Here is a 13,649-nt window from a genome sequence, read left to right on the forward strand (position 1 = left end):
ACCCGTTCACCACCCCCCGCGGCACGGCCGTCTCAATCGGCTGACCACCGCGGCGACCCCCCCCACACGCCGCCCACGCCCGGACCCCGAACCCCGGGTCCGGCCTTCGGCGCGTTCGGCGGGTGCGCCCGGACCGTCCCGTGCGTCACATCGCTCGCCGCTCAACATCCCCCTCCCGAGAACTGTTCCGGAATGGGCCGATGCTTTCCGAGTGGCTCATCTCACCGCCCGTCAATGCCTTCCTACGGTCGCGTAGGTCACATTCGAAGGTGAATCATGTCCGGTTGTGGCAGACGATTCGAAGAATGACAGCAAGGCAGTGATCGGGTCGTACGTGGCGGTGGGGGACAGCTTCACCGAGGGCGTCGGCGACCCCGGCCCCGACGGGGCGTTCGTCGGCTGGGCCGACCGGTTCGCGGTACTTCTCGCCGACCGGCGTCCCGAAGGCGACTTCCGGTACACGAATCTCGCGGTGCGCGGGAAGCTGCTCGACCAGGTCGTGGCCGACCAGCTCCCGAGGGCCGTCGAACTGGCCCCCGCACTGGTTTCGTTCTGCGCGGGCGGCAACGACATCCTGCGCCCCGGCAGCGACCCGGACGAGGTGGCCGAGCGTTTCGAGCGGGCGATCGCCGCGCTCACGGCGGTCTCCGGCACGGTGCTGGTGACGACCGGGTTCGACACCCGGGGCGTGCCCGTGCTCAGGCATCTGCGCGGCAAGATCGCCACCTACAACGGGCACGTGCGGGCCGTCGCCGACCGGTACGGCTGTCCGGTGCTCGACCTGTGGTCCCTGAGGAGCATCCGGGACCGCAGGGCCTGGGACGCCGACCGGCTGCACCTGTCGCCCGAGGGGCACACCCGCGTGGCGCTCCGCGCGGGCCAGACCCTCGGCCTGGACATCCCGGCCGACCCGGAGCAGGCCTGGCCCCTGCTGCCGCCGCGCGGCAGCCTCGACGTCCGGCGGGACGACGTCCAGTGGGCGCGTGAGTACCTGGTGCCGTGGATGGGACGCAGGCTGCGCGGGGAGTCGTCGGGGGACCATGTGACGGCGAAGGGGATGCTGTCCCCGGGCGACATCAGGGAGCGCATCGCCGCGGTGGCCTGACGCCGGGGCCGAGGGCGCGAGGAGGAGTGGGGGAGGGGGCGCGTGCGGGGCCCGGCGCGGGCTCGGACCCCCTACCCGGTGCGTGCGCGCACCCGTCTCCACGGCACCGCGCCGACGCACATAATGGAATGTCTGACCGACTCCACTTGGAGGCATCGTGGCCGGTATCCGTTCCCAGAGCTCCGGGCTCCGTGCGCTACGGCCCGCGGCCTTCGGCGCGGACCCCGCCGGTGAGCGCATGGCGCGCATCCGCCGGTCCCCGCACTACCGGGACGGCGTGTTCCAGAACCCCACGGGCCCCACCCGGCCCCGGCCCCCGGGCTCGTCCCGGGGCCTGGCGAGGACCTACTTCGACAAGGACACCCGGGCCCGCCGTGCCCCGCACCACACCCTGCCGGTGCACGCCACCACCCTCGCCGACCTGGCCCGCCCGCCGGCCTCCGGACTGTGCCTGACCTGGATGGGACACTCCAGCGTGCTCGTGGAGATCGACGGGCGGCGGGTGCTGTTCGACCCCGTGTGGGGCGAGCGCTGCTCCCCGTTCCCCTTCGCCGGCCCGAAGCGGCTGCACCCGGCACCCCTGCCGCTGGCCGCGCTCGGCCCGGTCGACGTCGTCGTGATCTCGCACGACCACTACGACCACCTGGACCTGCCCACCATCAGGACGCTGGCCGGCACGGACACGCTGTTCGCCGTGCCGCTCGGCGTGGGCGCCCATCTCGAGCACTGGGGCGTGTCCGCCGACCGGCTGCGCGAACTGGACTGGCACGAGACGACCCAGGTCGGCGGACTCACCCTCACCGCCACCCCGGCCCGCCACTTCTGCGGACGGGGCCTGCGCAACACGCAGCACACCCTGTGGGCCTCCTGGGTCGTCGCGGGCGGGGGGCACCGCGTCTACCACAGCGGGGACACCGGTTACTTCGACGGCTTCAAGGACATCGGCGCCGCCCACGGCCCCTTCGACGCGACGATGATCCAGATCGGCGCGTACTCGGACTTCTGGCCCAAGGGGCAGTCGGACCCGATTCCGGGACCGGGTTCCTGGCCGGAGATCCACATGAACCCGGCCGAAGGTCTCCAGGCCCACCTCGACCTCCAGCAGGGCCGGCCGGGCGGGGTCCTCCTGCCGATCCACTGGGGCACCTTCAACCTGGCACCGCATCCGTGGGCGGAGCCCGGCGAGTGGACGATGGCGGCGGCCGACGCGGTCGGGCAGCCCGCCGCCTTCCCCGTCCCGGGCCTGCCGTTCGAGCCCGCCGGGGAGCTGCCGGCCGAGCCGTGGTGGCGGGACGTGGGGCACGTCCCGGACCACAAGTGGCCGCTGCCCGACCTCGTCACGGACTCCCCCCACGAGGACCTGGACCTGGTGGGGGAGGAATGAACCTTGGCCTCGGTCGCTACGGTGGGTGATATTCCCGCAGGTGGCGCACAGCGCGTGGGGGGCTCCCGGGGAGGGCCCTGAGGTCGCCTCCGACCGGGCGGCCGGGTGGAAGAACGAGGGCCGGGGAGCTGTGAGCTCCCCGGCCCTCGGCGTTTTCCGTTGACCGTATATGAGCAGGTCGGACCGAGTGGTGCCCGTTCTTTGACGAGTGAGCGACGGGTTTATCGGTCTGTCGTACGAAGCCTCATACCAGAGCGGGACGCTGTCCGTGCGAGTTTGTCAACTGACCACCGCACGTGATGCGGTGGTGACTACGGTGAGTGTCGGTCGGGCAACGTATGGCCGACGCCCTCGGCCTGCCGAGGCGCCCGACCGGTACGGCGACACCGTGACGACACCCGTCGCTCGGCGCATCGCGCCACGGGGTCGCGCCCATCGGATCAGGGAGCGGGGACCGGCACGTGCAGGCAGAAGGCGGAGGCGGACGAGGGAGAGACCGGGGTGCCGCACCCCGGCGCTCGGGCCCGGCCGGCGCCTCGGGCATGACCGGTGTGCCGAGCGCGCCCAGCGGGTCGCAGGCAGCCGAGGGTGCCCCGGACGGGCCGCCGGCCGGCCCGCGCGCCGGTGCCGGCAACGGGCGTACGCCCGCACCACGCGGCGGCGAGCCGCGCGGTGCACGCAATCGCTCCCGCGCGCCCGGCGTCCGTGGCGCCACGCGTTCCCCCGGCACCCAGGACCGACGGACCAGTTCGAGGACACCCATGCCCGATCCCCGCCCTCCCGCCGGTCCGCCCTCCCGCACGGACCGGAGGGAGGGCGGACGGCACGGACGCCCGCCCTCCCGGCCCGCATCCGCGCACCCCGAGGCGCAGATACGGTCCCAGTTGCTGCGGCTCGCCGTCCTGCCGCCCGTGGCGGTCGCCCTCAGCGCCTGCGCCGCCGTGCTGTTCGTCATCCGTTCCACCGGCGTACGGCCGGGCGCGCCCCTGTGGGGCGTGCTCGGCGGCGCGGTGTCGGTGACCCTCGCCGGCATCGTCATCGCCGCCGTCGCCGCCGACCGCGCGGCGCGGTCCGTGCACGACCGCGTCGAGAGCCTGCGCCGGAGCACGGCCCGGCGCGAGGCCGACCTGCGCGCCCTCGTGGACACCCTGCGCCGCGGCGACGGCCCGCCCCCGCGCACGCAGCCGGGTAGAACGCCGGGGGACGCCGACGGGTTCGACCGGCTCGCCGCCGACCTGTCCCGGGCCCACGACAGCGCCGTCACCGCCGTCGTCCAGGCATCCCGGCTCTCCAGCCAGGCGGGCAGCGAGCAGAAGCTCGAGGTGTTCGTCAACCTGGCCCGGCGCCTGCAGTCCCTGGTGCACCGCGAGATCTCCATCCTCGACGAGATGGAGAACGAGATCGAGGACCCCGACCTGCTCAAGGGCCTCTTCCACGTCGACCATCTCGCCACCCGCATCCGCCGCCACGCCGAGAACCTCGCCGTCCTCGGCGGGGCCGTCTCCCGGCGGCAGTGGAGCAACCCGGTCCCCATGACCGAGGTGCTGCGCTCGGCCATCGCCGAGGTCGAGCAGTACTCACGGGTCAAACTGGTGCCGCCGATCGGCGGCACCCTGCGCGGGCACGCCGTCGCCGACGTCATCCACCTGCTCGCCGAACTCGTCGAGAACGCCACGCTGTACTCCGCCCCGCACACCCAGGTGCTGCTGCGCGCCGGTCTCGTCACCTCCGGGCTCGCCGTCGAGGTGGAGGACCGCGGGCTCGGCATGCCCGTGGGCGAGCAGGACCGGATGAACGCCCTGCTCGCCGACCCCGACCAGGTCAACGTCGCCAGCCTGCTGGCCGACGGGCGCATCGGCCTGTACGTGGTCTCGCAGCTCGCGCGGCGGCACGGCATCCAGGTCCGGCTCCAGAACAACATCTACGGCGGAGTACAGGCCGTGCTCGTGGTGCCGCAGGCACTGCTCGGCGCCGAGCAGTGGTCCGCGGCGCCGGGCGCGGAGTACAGCGGTGGACCGACACACCGGCCCGCGCCTGCCGTCCCCGCGCCCGGCAGCGCCCCGCCGACCGGTCCCGCCGGGCACGGGAACGGGAACGGACAGCGGCCGTCCGGGCCGCAGACAGGCACCGATCCGTACGCCGGCGGCACCGGCGTACGGATCGGACCCGACGCGCGGACGGGACCCGACGCGCGGACCGGCCTCGTGCGCCAGACCGGATCCGGCCCGCCCCCGGGGTCCGGGAGCGGGACGCCCCTCACCCCGGTGTCGTCCCCCGCCGTACCGTCGGCGCGACGCCATGACCAGGCCACCGCCCCGGCCCCGACGACTCCCGACGGCATGGCGCCACCCCTGCCGCTGCGCGGTGCCCGCGCGGTGCGGCCCAATCCGGCCGAGGCCGTGCCCGGAGTCACCCCGGACGACCGGCAGACGCTCGAGGAGAGCGGGATCGGGACCGCCCCCCTCACCCCGCGCAGCACCACGGTGCGCGGCGCCATGAGCAGGCCCCAACTGCCCCGCCGCCGCGCCCAGGAACACTTGGTGCCCCAACTCCGCGACGGTCCCGCGCCGCGTCAGAACACCGAGCACGTCGTCGGGCACGATCCCCACCTGATGGCGGCCTTCCGGCGGGGCGTCAGCCTCGCCGAAACCCAACAGCTCATGGACACGGGCCACATGGGCGGCGAGGACATGGGCCGTGGCGACACGGGTCGCGGCGCCACGGCCGACGACCACATGGCGGGCGACCACATGGCGTCCCCGTCCAGGCTGCCGTCGTCGCCCATGAGCGAGCGCCCCAGTCCCCCTGCCCACCCCGTGGACACCCACTCCGTGAACGTCCGCCTCATGGACCCGCACCACAGCATCACGGCTCACGCTATGGAGTCCCACACCACGGAGTCCCACACCACGGAGTGCCACCCCGCCGACGTGCGTCCCCCGCATGCGGCACCCCAGGAAGCGCGCGGCGCCCGCGACGGCGTGCCCGCGCCCCGCACCGACCACCCCACCGCACGGCACGACGGGAGCGCACCCGCCGGATGAGCACGCCCGCACCCTCCACCCCCTGCCGGGCCTCCACCTCCCCGCCCGGCCCCGGCGCTTCCGCAGACCTTCGTACCCCAAGGAGTCGATCCACCATGGCGAGCGACGCACCGACCGCCCACGTTTCCGATCTCGACTGGCTGATGAGCGGCCTCGTGCAACGGGTGCCGCACACCTCCAGCGCCGTACTGCTCTCCTGCGACGGACTGGTGAAGTCCGTGCACGGCCTCGACGCGGACAGCGCCGACCACATGGCGGCCCTGGCCTCCGGCCTCTACTCCCTCGGCCGCAGTGCCGGCATCCGCTTCGGAGGGGGCGGTGACGTCCGCCAGGTCGTCGTCGAGCTCGACTCGATGCTGCTGTTCGTCTCCACCGCCGGTTCCGGCACCTGCCTCGCCGTGCTGGCCGGCCGCGAGGCCGACGCGGCGGTGCTCGGTTACGAGATGGCCATGCTGGTCAAGAGCGTGAGGCCGTACCTGGTGACCGCCCCCCGGCAGCCCGCCGTCGAACCGCCGGCGATGAGGCCTTGAACGTGGCGACGGCCGGTGACGGCCCCTGGCTGGACGACGCGGCCGGGCGACTGGTGCGCCCCTTCACCGTCAGCGACGGCCGCACCCGCCCCACCGTCGAACTCGACCTGATGTCACAGGTGATGGCCACCGGGGCCGCCCCCTTCGGTTACCTCGGCCCCGAGTACGCGCAGGCACTCGAACTGTGCCGTGCGCCCCTCCCGGTCGCCGAGGTGGCCGCCCACCTCAAGCTGCCGCTGGCCGTCACCAAGGTGCTGCTGGCGGACCTCGTCGACAGCGGAGGCCTCACCACCAAGCCCCCCGTGTTCGACCACAACCCGACGGACCGGGTCCTTCTGGAGGCAGTGCTCGATGGACTACGACGACAGCTCTGACCACGACGCCGGTGCCGACGTGTTCCCCACCGCGCTCAAGATCCTCGTCGCGGGCGGGTTCGGCGTGGGCAAGACCACTTTCGTCGGCGCGGTCAGCGAGATCGCGCCGCTGAGCACGGAGGAACTGCTCACCACGGTCAGCGCCGCCACCGACCGGCTCGACGGCATCGAGAACAAGGTGGAGACGACCGTGGCGATGGACTTCGGCCGCATCACCCTGGACCAGGAACACGTGCTGTACCTGTTCGGAACACCGGGCCAGGAACGCTTCTGGTTCATGTGGGACGAACTCTGCGAGGGCGCCCTCGGCGCGGTCATCATCGCCGACACCCGGCGCCTGGAGGAGTGCTTCGCCGCCGTCGACTTCTTCGAGCAGCGCGGCCTCGGTTTCATCATCGCCGTCAACGAGTTCGACGGCGCCTTCCGTTACGACCCCCAGGAGGTACGTGCCGCCCTGGACCTGCCGGGCGAGATCCCCGTCGTGTGCTGCGACGCCCGGATCTCCAGCTCGGGCGTCCAGACCCTGCTGACCCTGGTCCGCCATCTCATCGCCCACGCCCCGGCCCCCGCGACGGGGTACGGCGCCCACATGTGATCCCCGCACACCACCACGGAGCCCGTATATGACATGTGCCCGCACCCAGGGAGCCCGCCCATGAGCTACGACCCGCCGCGTCCGGCCGGTCGTCTGCTGCTCACCCCCGAGGACAAGGAGGCCCCGGCCCGCATCGAGCGGCTGCGCCGGCTGGGACTGGGCGAGCGCCCCGAGCCCACGCTCGACGCCTTCGCGTACGGCCTCTTCGAACTCACGGCGGCTGCGTACGCCATGGTCAACTTCCTGGGGGAGGAGGGGCAGTTCTTCGCCGGGCTGCACACCCCGGCGGTCGCGCCCGTCGTCCGCGGCGACGGCACCGGGGCCCTGCCGGGCCGGTCGTTGCCCCGCGACCACGGCTTCTGCCCCCATGTGGTGGCCCGCCGCAAGGCGCTGGCCCTGGGGGACGTGAGCGACTATCCGCGGTTCGCGGGCAACCCGGTCGTCGACGAGTTCGGGGTGCGCTCCTACCTGGGCGCCCCGCTCATCGACAGCACCGGCACGGTGCTGGGCACCGTGTCCGTCTCCGACACCCGGCCGCGGGCCTGGGGACAGGAAGGGCTCGCTGCCATCAAGGGACAGGCCGCGGATCTCGTCGTACGGCTCGAACGCGGGGAGAGGGACGGACTGCCCTTCTGAAACCGCGGAGACGGATGTGCTTCCTCGAGCCCACGGACGCGGTGTACTGCCGCCGATGGGGTGACGGCGTGAAGGAAAGCTGTGGCCGCGCTTAAGAAATCCTCGATGGACCGGTGAGGGTGTCGTACGGCAGATTGCAGTGCGATCCCACCCCGCTCCCGGCCAGGGCTGCTCCGGCATGCCCGGAGCCGGGACTCACCCCGAGGAGCCGTGGCGTTGAAGGCGCTCGTCAAGGACAAGGCCGAACCCGGGCTGTGGCTCGCGGACGTCCCGGAGCCGGCCGTCGGCCCCGGCGAGGTACTCATCAAGGTGCTGCGCACCGGTATCTGCGGTACCGACCTGCACATCCGTGCCTGGGACGGCTGGGCCCGGCAGACGATCAGCACCCCGCTGATCCTCGGGCACGAGTTCGTCGGCGAGGTCGTCGGGACCGGCCGGGACGTCGGCGAGATCAAGACCGGTGACCGGGTCAGCGGCGAGGGCCACCTGGTGTGCGGCAAGTGCCGCAACTGCCAGGCCGGACGCCGGCACCTGTGCCGTGCCACCGTCGGCCTCGGCGTCGGCCGCGACGGCGCGTTCGCCGAGTACGTCACCCTGCCCGCGGCCAACGTATGGGTGCACCGCGTCCCCGTCGACCTCGACGTCGCCGCGATCTTCGACCCGTTCGGCAACGCCGTGCACACCGCCCTGTCCTTCCCGCTCGTCGGCGAGGACGTCCTGATCACCGGTGCCGGACCGATCGGCCTGATGGCCGCCGCGGTGGCCCGGCACGCCGGCGCCCGCCACGTCATGATCACCGACGTCAGCGAGGAGCGTCTGGAACTCGCCCGCAAGATCGGCGCGAGCCTGGCGCTGAACGTGCGGGACTCGGTGATCGCCGACGGGCAGCACATCCTCGGCCTGCGCGAGGGCTTCGACATCGGCCTCGAGATGTCCGGCCGGCCCGAGGCGCTGCGCGACATGATCGCCAACATGACCCACGGCGGCCGGATCGCGATGCTCGGCCTGCCGGCCGAGGAGTTCCCGGTCGACTGGTCCCGGATCGTCACCTCGATGATCACCCTCAAGGGCATCTACGGCCGTGAGATGTTCGAGACCTGGTACGCCATGTCGGTGCTCCTCGAAGGCGGTCTGGACCTCGCCCCCGTGATCACCGGCCGGTACTCCCACCGCGACTTCGAGGCGGCCTTCGAGGACGCGGCGAGCGGCCGCAGCGGAAAAATCATCCTCGACTGGACGGCGTAGCCCGCCGCGGCGCTCACTCCGGCGCTCACCTCGCGCCCTCCTCAGCGCCCTCTCCTCTCTCTTTCTCCTCCACTTCCTCTTCCGCGAGCACTTTCAGGAGCTTCTCGATGTTCGACTCCGTGCGCGACGACCTCCGCACCACCCTCGACGAGATCCGCGCCGCCGGACTGCACAAGCCCGAGCGCGTGATCGGCACCCCGCAGTCCGCCACCGTGAACGTCACTGCGGGCGGCCGGCCCGGTGAGGTCCTCAACTTCTGCGCCAACAACTACCTCGGTCTCGCCGACCACCCCGAGGTGCTCGCCGCCGCCCACGAGGCCCTCGACCGCTGGGGCTACGGCATGGCCTCGGTGCGCTTCATCTGCGGCACGCAGGAGGTGCACAAGGACCTGGAGGCACGGCTGTCGGCGTTCCTCGGCCAGGAGGACACGATCCTCTACTCGTCCTGCTTCGACGCCAACGGCGGTGTGTTCGAGACCCTGCTCGGCGCGCAGGACGCGGTGATCTCCGACGCGCTGAACCACGCGTCGATCATCGACGGCATCCGCCTGTCCAAGGCCCGCCGCTTCCGCTACGCCAACCGCGACATGGCCGACCTGGAACGCCAGTTGAAGGAGGCCGCCGAGGGCGGGGCGCGCCGCAAGCTGATCGTCACCGACGGCGTCTTCTCGATGGACGGCCATGTCGCACCGCTGGCGGAGATCTGCGACCTCGCCGAACGTCACGACGCCATGGTCATGGTCGACGACTCGCACGCCGTGGGCTTCGTCGGACCCGGCGGGCGCGGCACGCCCGAACTGCACGGCGTCATGGACCGCGTCGACATCCTCACCGGCACCCTCGGCAAGGCGCTCGGCGGCGCCTCCGGCGGCTATGCAGCCGCCCGCGCGGAGATCGTCGCCCTGCTGCGCCAGCGCTCCCGGCCGTACCTGTTCTCGAACACACTCGCCCCGGTGATCGCCGCGGCCTCGCTGAAGGTCCTCGACCTGCTGGAGTCCGCCGACGACCTGCGGGTCCGGCTGGGCGAGAACACCGCCCTGTTCCGCCGCCGGATGACCGAGGAGGGCTTCGACATCCTCCCCGGCGACCACCCCATCGCCCCGGTGATGATCGGCGACGCGTCCCGCGCGGGGCGCCTGGCGGAGCTGCTGCTGGAGCGCGGTGTCTACGTGATCGGCTTCTCCTACCCTGTGGTGCCCGAGGGACAGGCCCGGATCCGGGTCCAGCTGTCCGCCGCGCACTCCACCGAGGACGTGAACCGCGTGGTGGACGCCTTCGTGGCGGCGCGGGCGGAGCTCGACGCCTGAGAGAATCGGTCCCATGATCGAGGCACGGCGGCTCCACATCCTCCGTGCGGTGGCCGACCACCGCACGGTCACGGCGGCGGCCGCCGCGCTGTACCTGACCCCGTCCGCGGTGTCCCAGCAGCTCGCCGCGCTGGAGCAGGAGACCGGCCACCGGCTGGTGGAGCGCGGCGCCAGGGGCGTACGGCTGACCCCGGCCGGCGAGATCCTGCTGGGCCACACCCATGTGGTCCTCGCCCAGCTGGAGCGGGCCGCGGCCGAACTCGCCGCGTACGGTTCGGGCGCGGCCGGCACCGTCACCGTCGCCTCCTTCGCGACCGGGATCGCCCAGGCCGTCGTCCCCGCGGTGGTCCGCCTCGCCGCGGCGGCGCCCGGTATCCGCATCCGCGTCCAGGACGCCGAGGGCGACGCCAGCCTGCCGATGCTCCTGGACCGGCAGGTCGACGTCGCGGTGGCCGTCGAGTACCGCGGGGCGCCGCCCGCCGACGATCCCCGCCTGACGCACGTCCCCCTGTACGCGGAGCCCTTCGACGCGGTCGTCCCCGTCACCCACCGGCTGGCCGACACCGCCGAGGTACCGCTCGCCGAGCTGGCCAAGGACCCGTGGATCGGCCCGTACCCCGGCAATCCCTGCCACGATGTCGTCGTCCTGGCCTGCGAGAACGCGGGATTCCAGCCCCGGCTCGAGCACTCCTCGGACGACTTTCGCGCGGTGGTGGCCCTGGCCTCGGCGGACGTGGGCGTCGCGCTGGTCCCGCGCTCGGCGCTGCGGGGCATGGACCTGACCGGCGTGACCGTCCGGCCGGTCGACGGTGTCGCGCCGACCCGCCGGGTCTTCGCCGCCGTACGCCGGGGAGCCGAGGAACACCCGCTGATCCGCCCGGTCCTGGACGCGCTCGGCGAGGCCGCCGACGAGGCCTAGGGCTGAGGGACCGCGCCCCGCCCTCCCGCTCCCCCTCCCGGCCCGCCCGGTGCCGGAACGGGGGAACCGGCCACTGCCGCCGGGTGGTTGTCAGTGGCAGCCGCTACGGTGCCTGCCATGCCGGATGCCGAAGACGTACGACGGAACGCGCTGTCCCTGCCGGACACGACGGAGAAAGTGGCCTGGAGCATGCCCACGTTCCGGGTGGCGGGGAAGATGTTCGCCACCCTGCCCGAGGACGAGACCTCCATCGCCGTGCGCTGTCCCAAGGAGGAGCGCGACGAACTGGCTCTCGCGGAGCCGGAGAAGTTCTGGATCGCGGGCCACGAGGCGCAGTTCGCCTGGGTCCGGGTCCGCCTCGCCGCCCTGGAGGACGAGGACGAACTGCGGGACATACTCGCCGACTCCTGGCGCCAGACGGCCCCGCCCCGGCTGCTCGAGGCCCATCCCGGGCTGGGCCGGCCGCCCGGGAAGTGATCCCCGGGGCGTTGTCAGTGGGCCGTGACCTGCTCCGGGTGCGTGGACGGGGGCCGGAGCCGGAGGGGGGTTCCGGCCCCCGTGAACGCCCTGATGCGCTCCCGCAGCGAGCGGGCGTCGAGACCGTGCGCGGCGACATGCTCCTCGAGCCGCCCGTACCGTCGCAGCTCCCGCCGGCCCACGCCCAGCCCCAGCACCCGGTGCGGCACGTCGGACAACGCGTCGTTCGCCGCCGCCACCGACGTACCCGCCAGATACGGCTCGACCAGGACGACATCCGTCCCGGCGGCCTCGGTGGCCCGGCGCAGGGCGGCCGCGTCGAAGGGCCGGACCGTGGTGGCGTACAGGACGGTGACGTCGAGACCCTCCGTGGCCGTGAGCACCGCGTCCAGCACGGGACCGACGGCGACCACCACACCCGCGCGGCCCTCGCGGACGGTGCGCAACCGCTCGCCGTCCACCGGCAGCGGGCGTGTGTTGGCCTGCAGGGACAGCCGCACGTACACCTTGTCGTCGCCGGCGGCCACCGCGTGCCGCAGCAGTGTCTCGGCCTCGTCCGGATGCCCCGGGACGTGCACGGTCCAGTCGTCCAGGGTGTCCAGCAGCGCCACGTCACCCGGCGCCATGTGCGTATAGCCGCCGGCCGGCCAGTCGAAGGAGGCGGCGGCGCTCACCAGCACCGCGCCCGCCTCCTGATGACCCAGGTCCAGCTTGACCTGTTCGAACGGCCGCTCGACGAGGAAGCTGGCGAAGGTGTGCACGACGGGCCGCAGACCGGCGAGTGCCATCCCTGCGGCGGCTCCCACCAGGAGTTGTTCCCGGATGCCGACGTTGACGACCCGGTCCGGATGCCGGCGGACGGCCTCGGTGAAGGTGTCCTTGCCGATCTCGGCGAGGACGACGGCGACCCGGGGGTCCTCGTCCAGCAGCCGGGTGAGGACGTGAGCGAATCGGTCACGCATGGTGTCCACGGGAGGTGATCCTTTCGGCACAGGGAGCCAGAGGGAGAAGCCTGCAAGGGAAGGGGGAAGGGGGAAGGGGGAAGGGGCGGCCGGACGGGGAAGTTCACGCGTACCGCGCGTATTTCGGCTCGACCCGGGCCACCACCACATGCGGCCGCCCCGGATGCGGCGCGGTGAACGCGGTGTGCAGCGCCTCGTGGTCACGGCCGTCGACCGTGAGCGCGGACCAGCCCGCCGCCTCGAAGCGTGCGGTGATCCCACCGGGCCGGGCGTGACTGGCGGAGGAGTTGTCGACGACGACGGTGTGCAGCCGTTCCAGACCGGCGGGTCCGGCGAACGCGATCGCCTCGTGGTTGCTGCCCTCGTCCAGCTCGGCGTCCCCGATCAGCGCCCACACGGCCGGCCCGTCGAGCCCTTGCGCGCGCAGCCCCAGCGCCGTACCGACCGCGATCGGCAGCCCGTGTCCCAGCGACCCGCTGCCGATCTCGGCGCCCGGCACCAGTGTCCGGTCGGGATGATGGCCGAGTGGCGAGTCGTACGAGCCGAACCCGGCCAGCCACTCCACCGGCAGGAAGCCCTTGGCGGCCAGCACGGCGTAGTACGCCATCGGCCCGTGCCCCTTCGACAGCAGGAACCTGTCCCGGTCCCGGTCGTCCATCCGCTGCGGGGAGACGCGCAGGACACGGTCGTAGAGCACCCACAGCACGTCCAGCGTGGAGGTGGCGGCCGGCCCGTGTTTCTCGTCGCCGGTCATCCTGCCCATCAGCGAGGCCAGGTCCCCGTAGCCGTACGCCGCCGTTGTGCGCGTGTGTTCGTCGGTGATCGTCATACGGCGATCCTGCGACCTCAACCGGACTTGAGGTCAAGCACCGCTCCCGGCGCCCCCGGACAAAGGGGTGCGCGATCACCGCCCTGGGTGCGGTATTGTTTCCGTGCACGTCGACGCCGGGGAATCCCCAGGTCAGACGGGCAACGGGACGTGGCGCAGCTTGGTAGCGCACTTGACTGGGGGTCAAGGGGTCGCAGGTTCAAATCCTGTCGTCCCGACTTAAGGAAGTCGCAGGTCGAGGG

General features: G+C 72.7%; 13 protein-coding genes and 1 tRNA gene. 12 read left to right on the forward strand and 2 right to left on the reverse strand.

Annotation, left to right across the window (positions count from 1 at the left end; all coding sequences use genetic code 11):
- Window positions 1-319: 319 nt before the first annotated feature.
- The 11 genes from ACFWVE_RS11430 (at window position 320) to ACFWVE_RS11480 (ending at window position 11,616) form a co-directional block, all read left to right on the forward strand.
- Window positions 320-1,105 (forward strand): SGNH/GDSL hydrolase family protein, encoded by a 786-nt coding sequence (locus ACFWVE_RS11430; protein WP_384011334.1) that lies wholly within the window; start codon window positions 320-322, stop codon window positions 1,103-1,105.
- A 157-nt stretch (window positions 1,106-1,262) separates the two neighbouring features.
- A complete protein-coding gene (locus tag ACFWVE_RS11435; RefSeq protein WP_384011087.1) occupies window positions 1,263-2,489 on the forward strand; it encodes an MBL fold metallo-hydrolase in 1,227 nt (408 codons plus the stop codon).
- Window positions 2,490-3,250: 761 nt separating this feature from the next.
- Entirely contained in the window at window positions 3,251-5,533 is a 2,283-nt protein-coding gene (locus ACFWVE_RS11440) for an ATP-binding protein (RefSeq protein ID WP_384011092.1), read from the forward strand.
- A 95-nt stretch (window positions 5,534-5,628) separates the two neighbouring features.
- Window positions 5,629-6,063: a roadblock/LC7 domain-containing protein gene (locus ACFWVE_RS11445; protein WP_384011095.1), complete on the forward strand. Its 435-nt coding sequence runs from the start codon at window positions 5,629-5,631 to the stop codon at window positions 6,061-6,063.
- A 2-nt stretch (window positions 6,064-6,065) separates the two neighbouring features.
- Window positions 6,066-6,437, forward strand: coding sequence for a DUF742 domain-containing protein (locus ACFWVE_RS11450; protein ID WP_384011336.1), 372 nt, complete (start codon window positions 6,066-6,068; stop codon window positions 6,435-6,437).
- On the forward strand, window positions 6,415-7,032 hold the full coding sequence (locus tag ACFWVE_RS11455) for an ATP/GTP-binding protein (protein WP_384011098.1): 618 nt from the start codon (window positions 6,415-6,417) through the stop codon (window positions 7,030-7,032). Before ACFWVE_RS11450 ends, ACFWVE_RS11455 begins: the two co-directional genes overlap by 23 nt.
- Window positions 7,033-7,092: 60 nt before the next feature.
- On the forward strand, window positions 7,093-7,668 hold the full coding sequence (locus tag ACFWVE_RS11460; protein WP_384011103.1) for a GAF domain-containing protein: 576 nt from the start codon (window positions 7,093-7,095) through the stop codon (window positions 7,666-7,668).
- A 216-nt stretch (window positions 7,669-7,884) separates the two neighbouring features.
- Window positions 7,885-8,913: an L-threonine 3-dehydrogenase gene (gene tdh / locus ACFWVE_RS11465; protein ID WP_384011338.1), complete on the forward strand. Its 1,029-nt coding sequence runs from the start codon at window positions 7,885-7,887 to the stop codon at window positions 8,911-8,913.
- 107 nt (window positions 8,914-9,020) lie between these two features.
- Window positions 9,021-10,220 carry a glycine C-acetyltransferase gene (locus ACFWVE_RS11470; RefSeq protein ID WP_384011108.1) on the forward strand — a complete coding sequence of 400 codons (1,200 nt, stop codon included), beginning with the start codon at window positions 9,021-9,023 and terminating at the stop codon, window positions 10,218-10,220.
- Between the two features lie 13 nt (window positions 10,221-10,233).
- Window positions 10,234-11,139 (forward strand): LysR family transcriptional regulator, encoded by a 906-nt coding sequence (locus ACFWVE_RS11475; RefSeq protein WP_384011113.1) that lies wholly within the window; start codon window positions 10,234-10,236, stop codon window positions 11,137-11,139.
- 117 nt (window positions 11,140-11,256) lie between these two features.
- Window positions 11,257-11,616, forward strand: coding sequence for an MmcQ/YjbR family DNA-binding protein (locus ACFWVE_RS11480; protein ID WP_384011118.1), 360 nt, complete (start codon window positions 11,257-11,259; stop codon window positions 11,614-11,616).
- Between the two features lie 14 nt (window positions 11,617-11,630).
- Here the strand turns inward: ACFWVE_RS11480 and ACFWVE_RS11485 are convergent, their stop codons facing one another.
- Complete coding sequence (locus ACFWVE_RS11485) at window positions 11,631-12,587, reverse strand: transketolase family protein (RefSeq protein ID WP_384011121.1); 957 nt, start codon at window positions 12,585-12,587, stop codon at window positions 11,631-11,633.
- Window positions 12,588-12,681: 94 nt separating this feature from the next.
- Entirely contained in the window at window positions 12,682-13,407 is a 726-nt protein-coding gene (locus ACFWVE_RS11490; RefSeq protein WP_384011126.1) for a transketolase, read from the reverse strand.
- A gap of 144 nt (window positions 13,408-13,551) precedes the next feature.
- Here ACFWVE_RS11490 and ACFWVE_RS11495 point away from each other — a divergent pair.
- A tRNA-Pro gene (locus tag ACFWVE_RS11495) sits at window positions 13,552-13,625 on the forward strand.
- Window positions 13,626-13,649 lie beyond the last annotated feature (24 nt).

It is taken from the genome of Streptomyces sp. NPDC058632, from assembly GCF_042717095.1.
GTDB lineage: Bacteria > Actinomycetota > Actinomycetes > Streptomycetales > Streptomycetaceae > Streptomyces.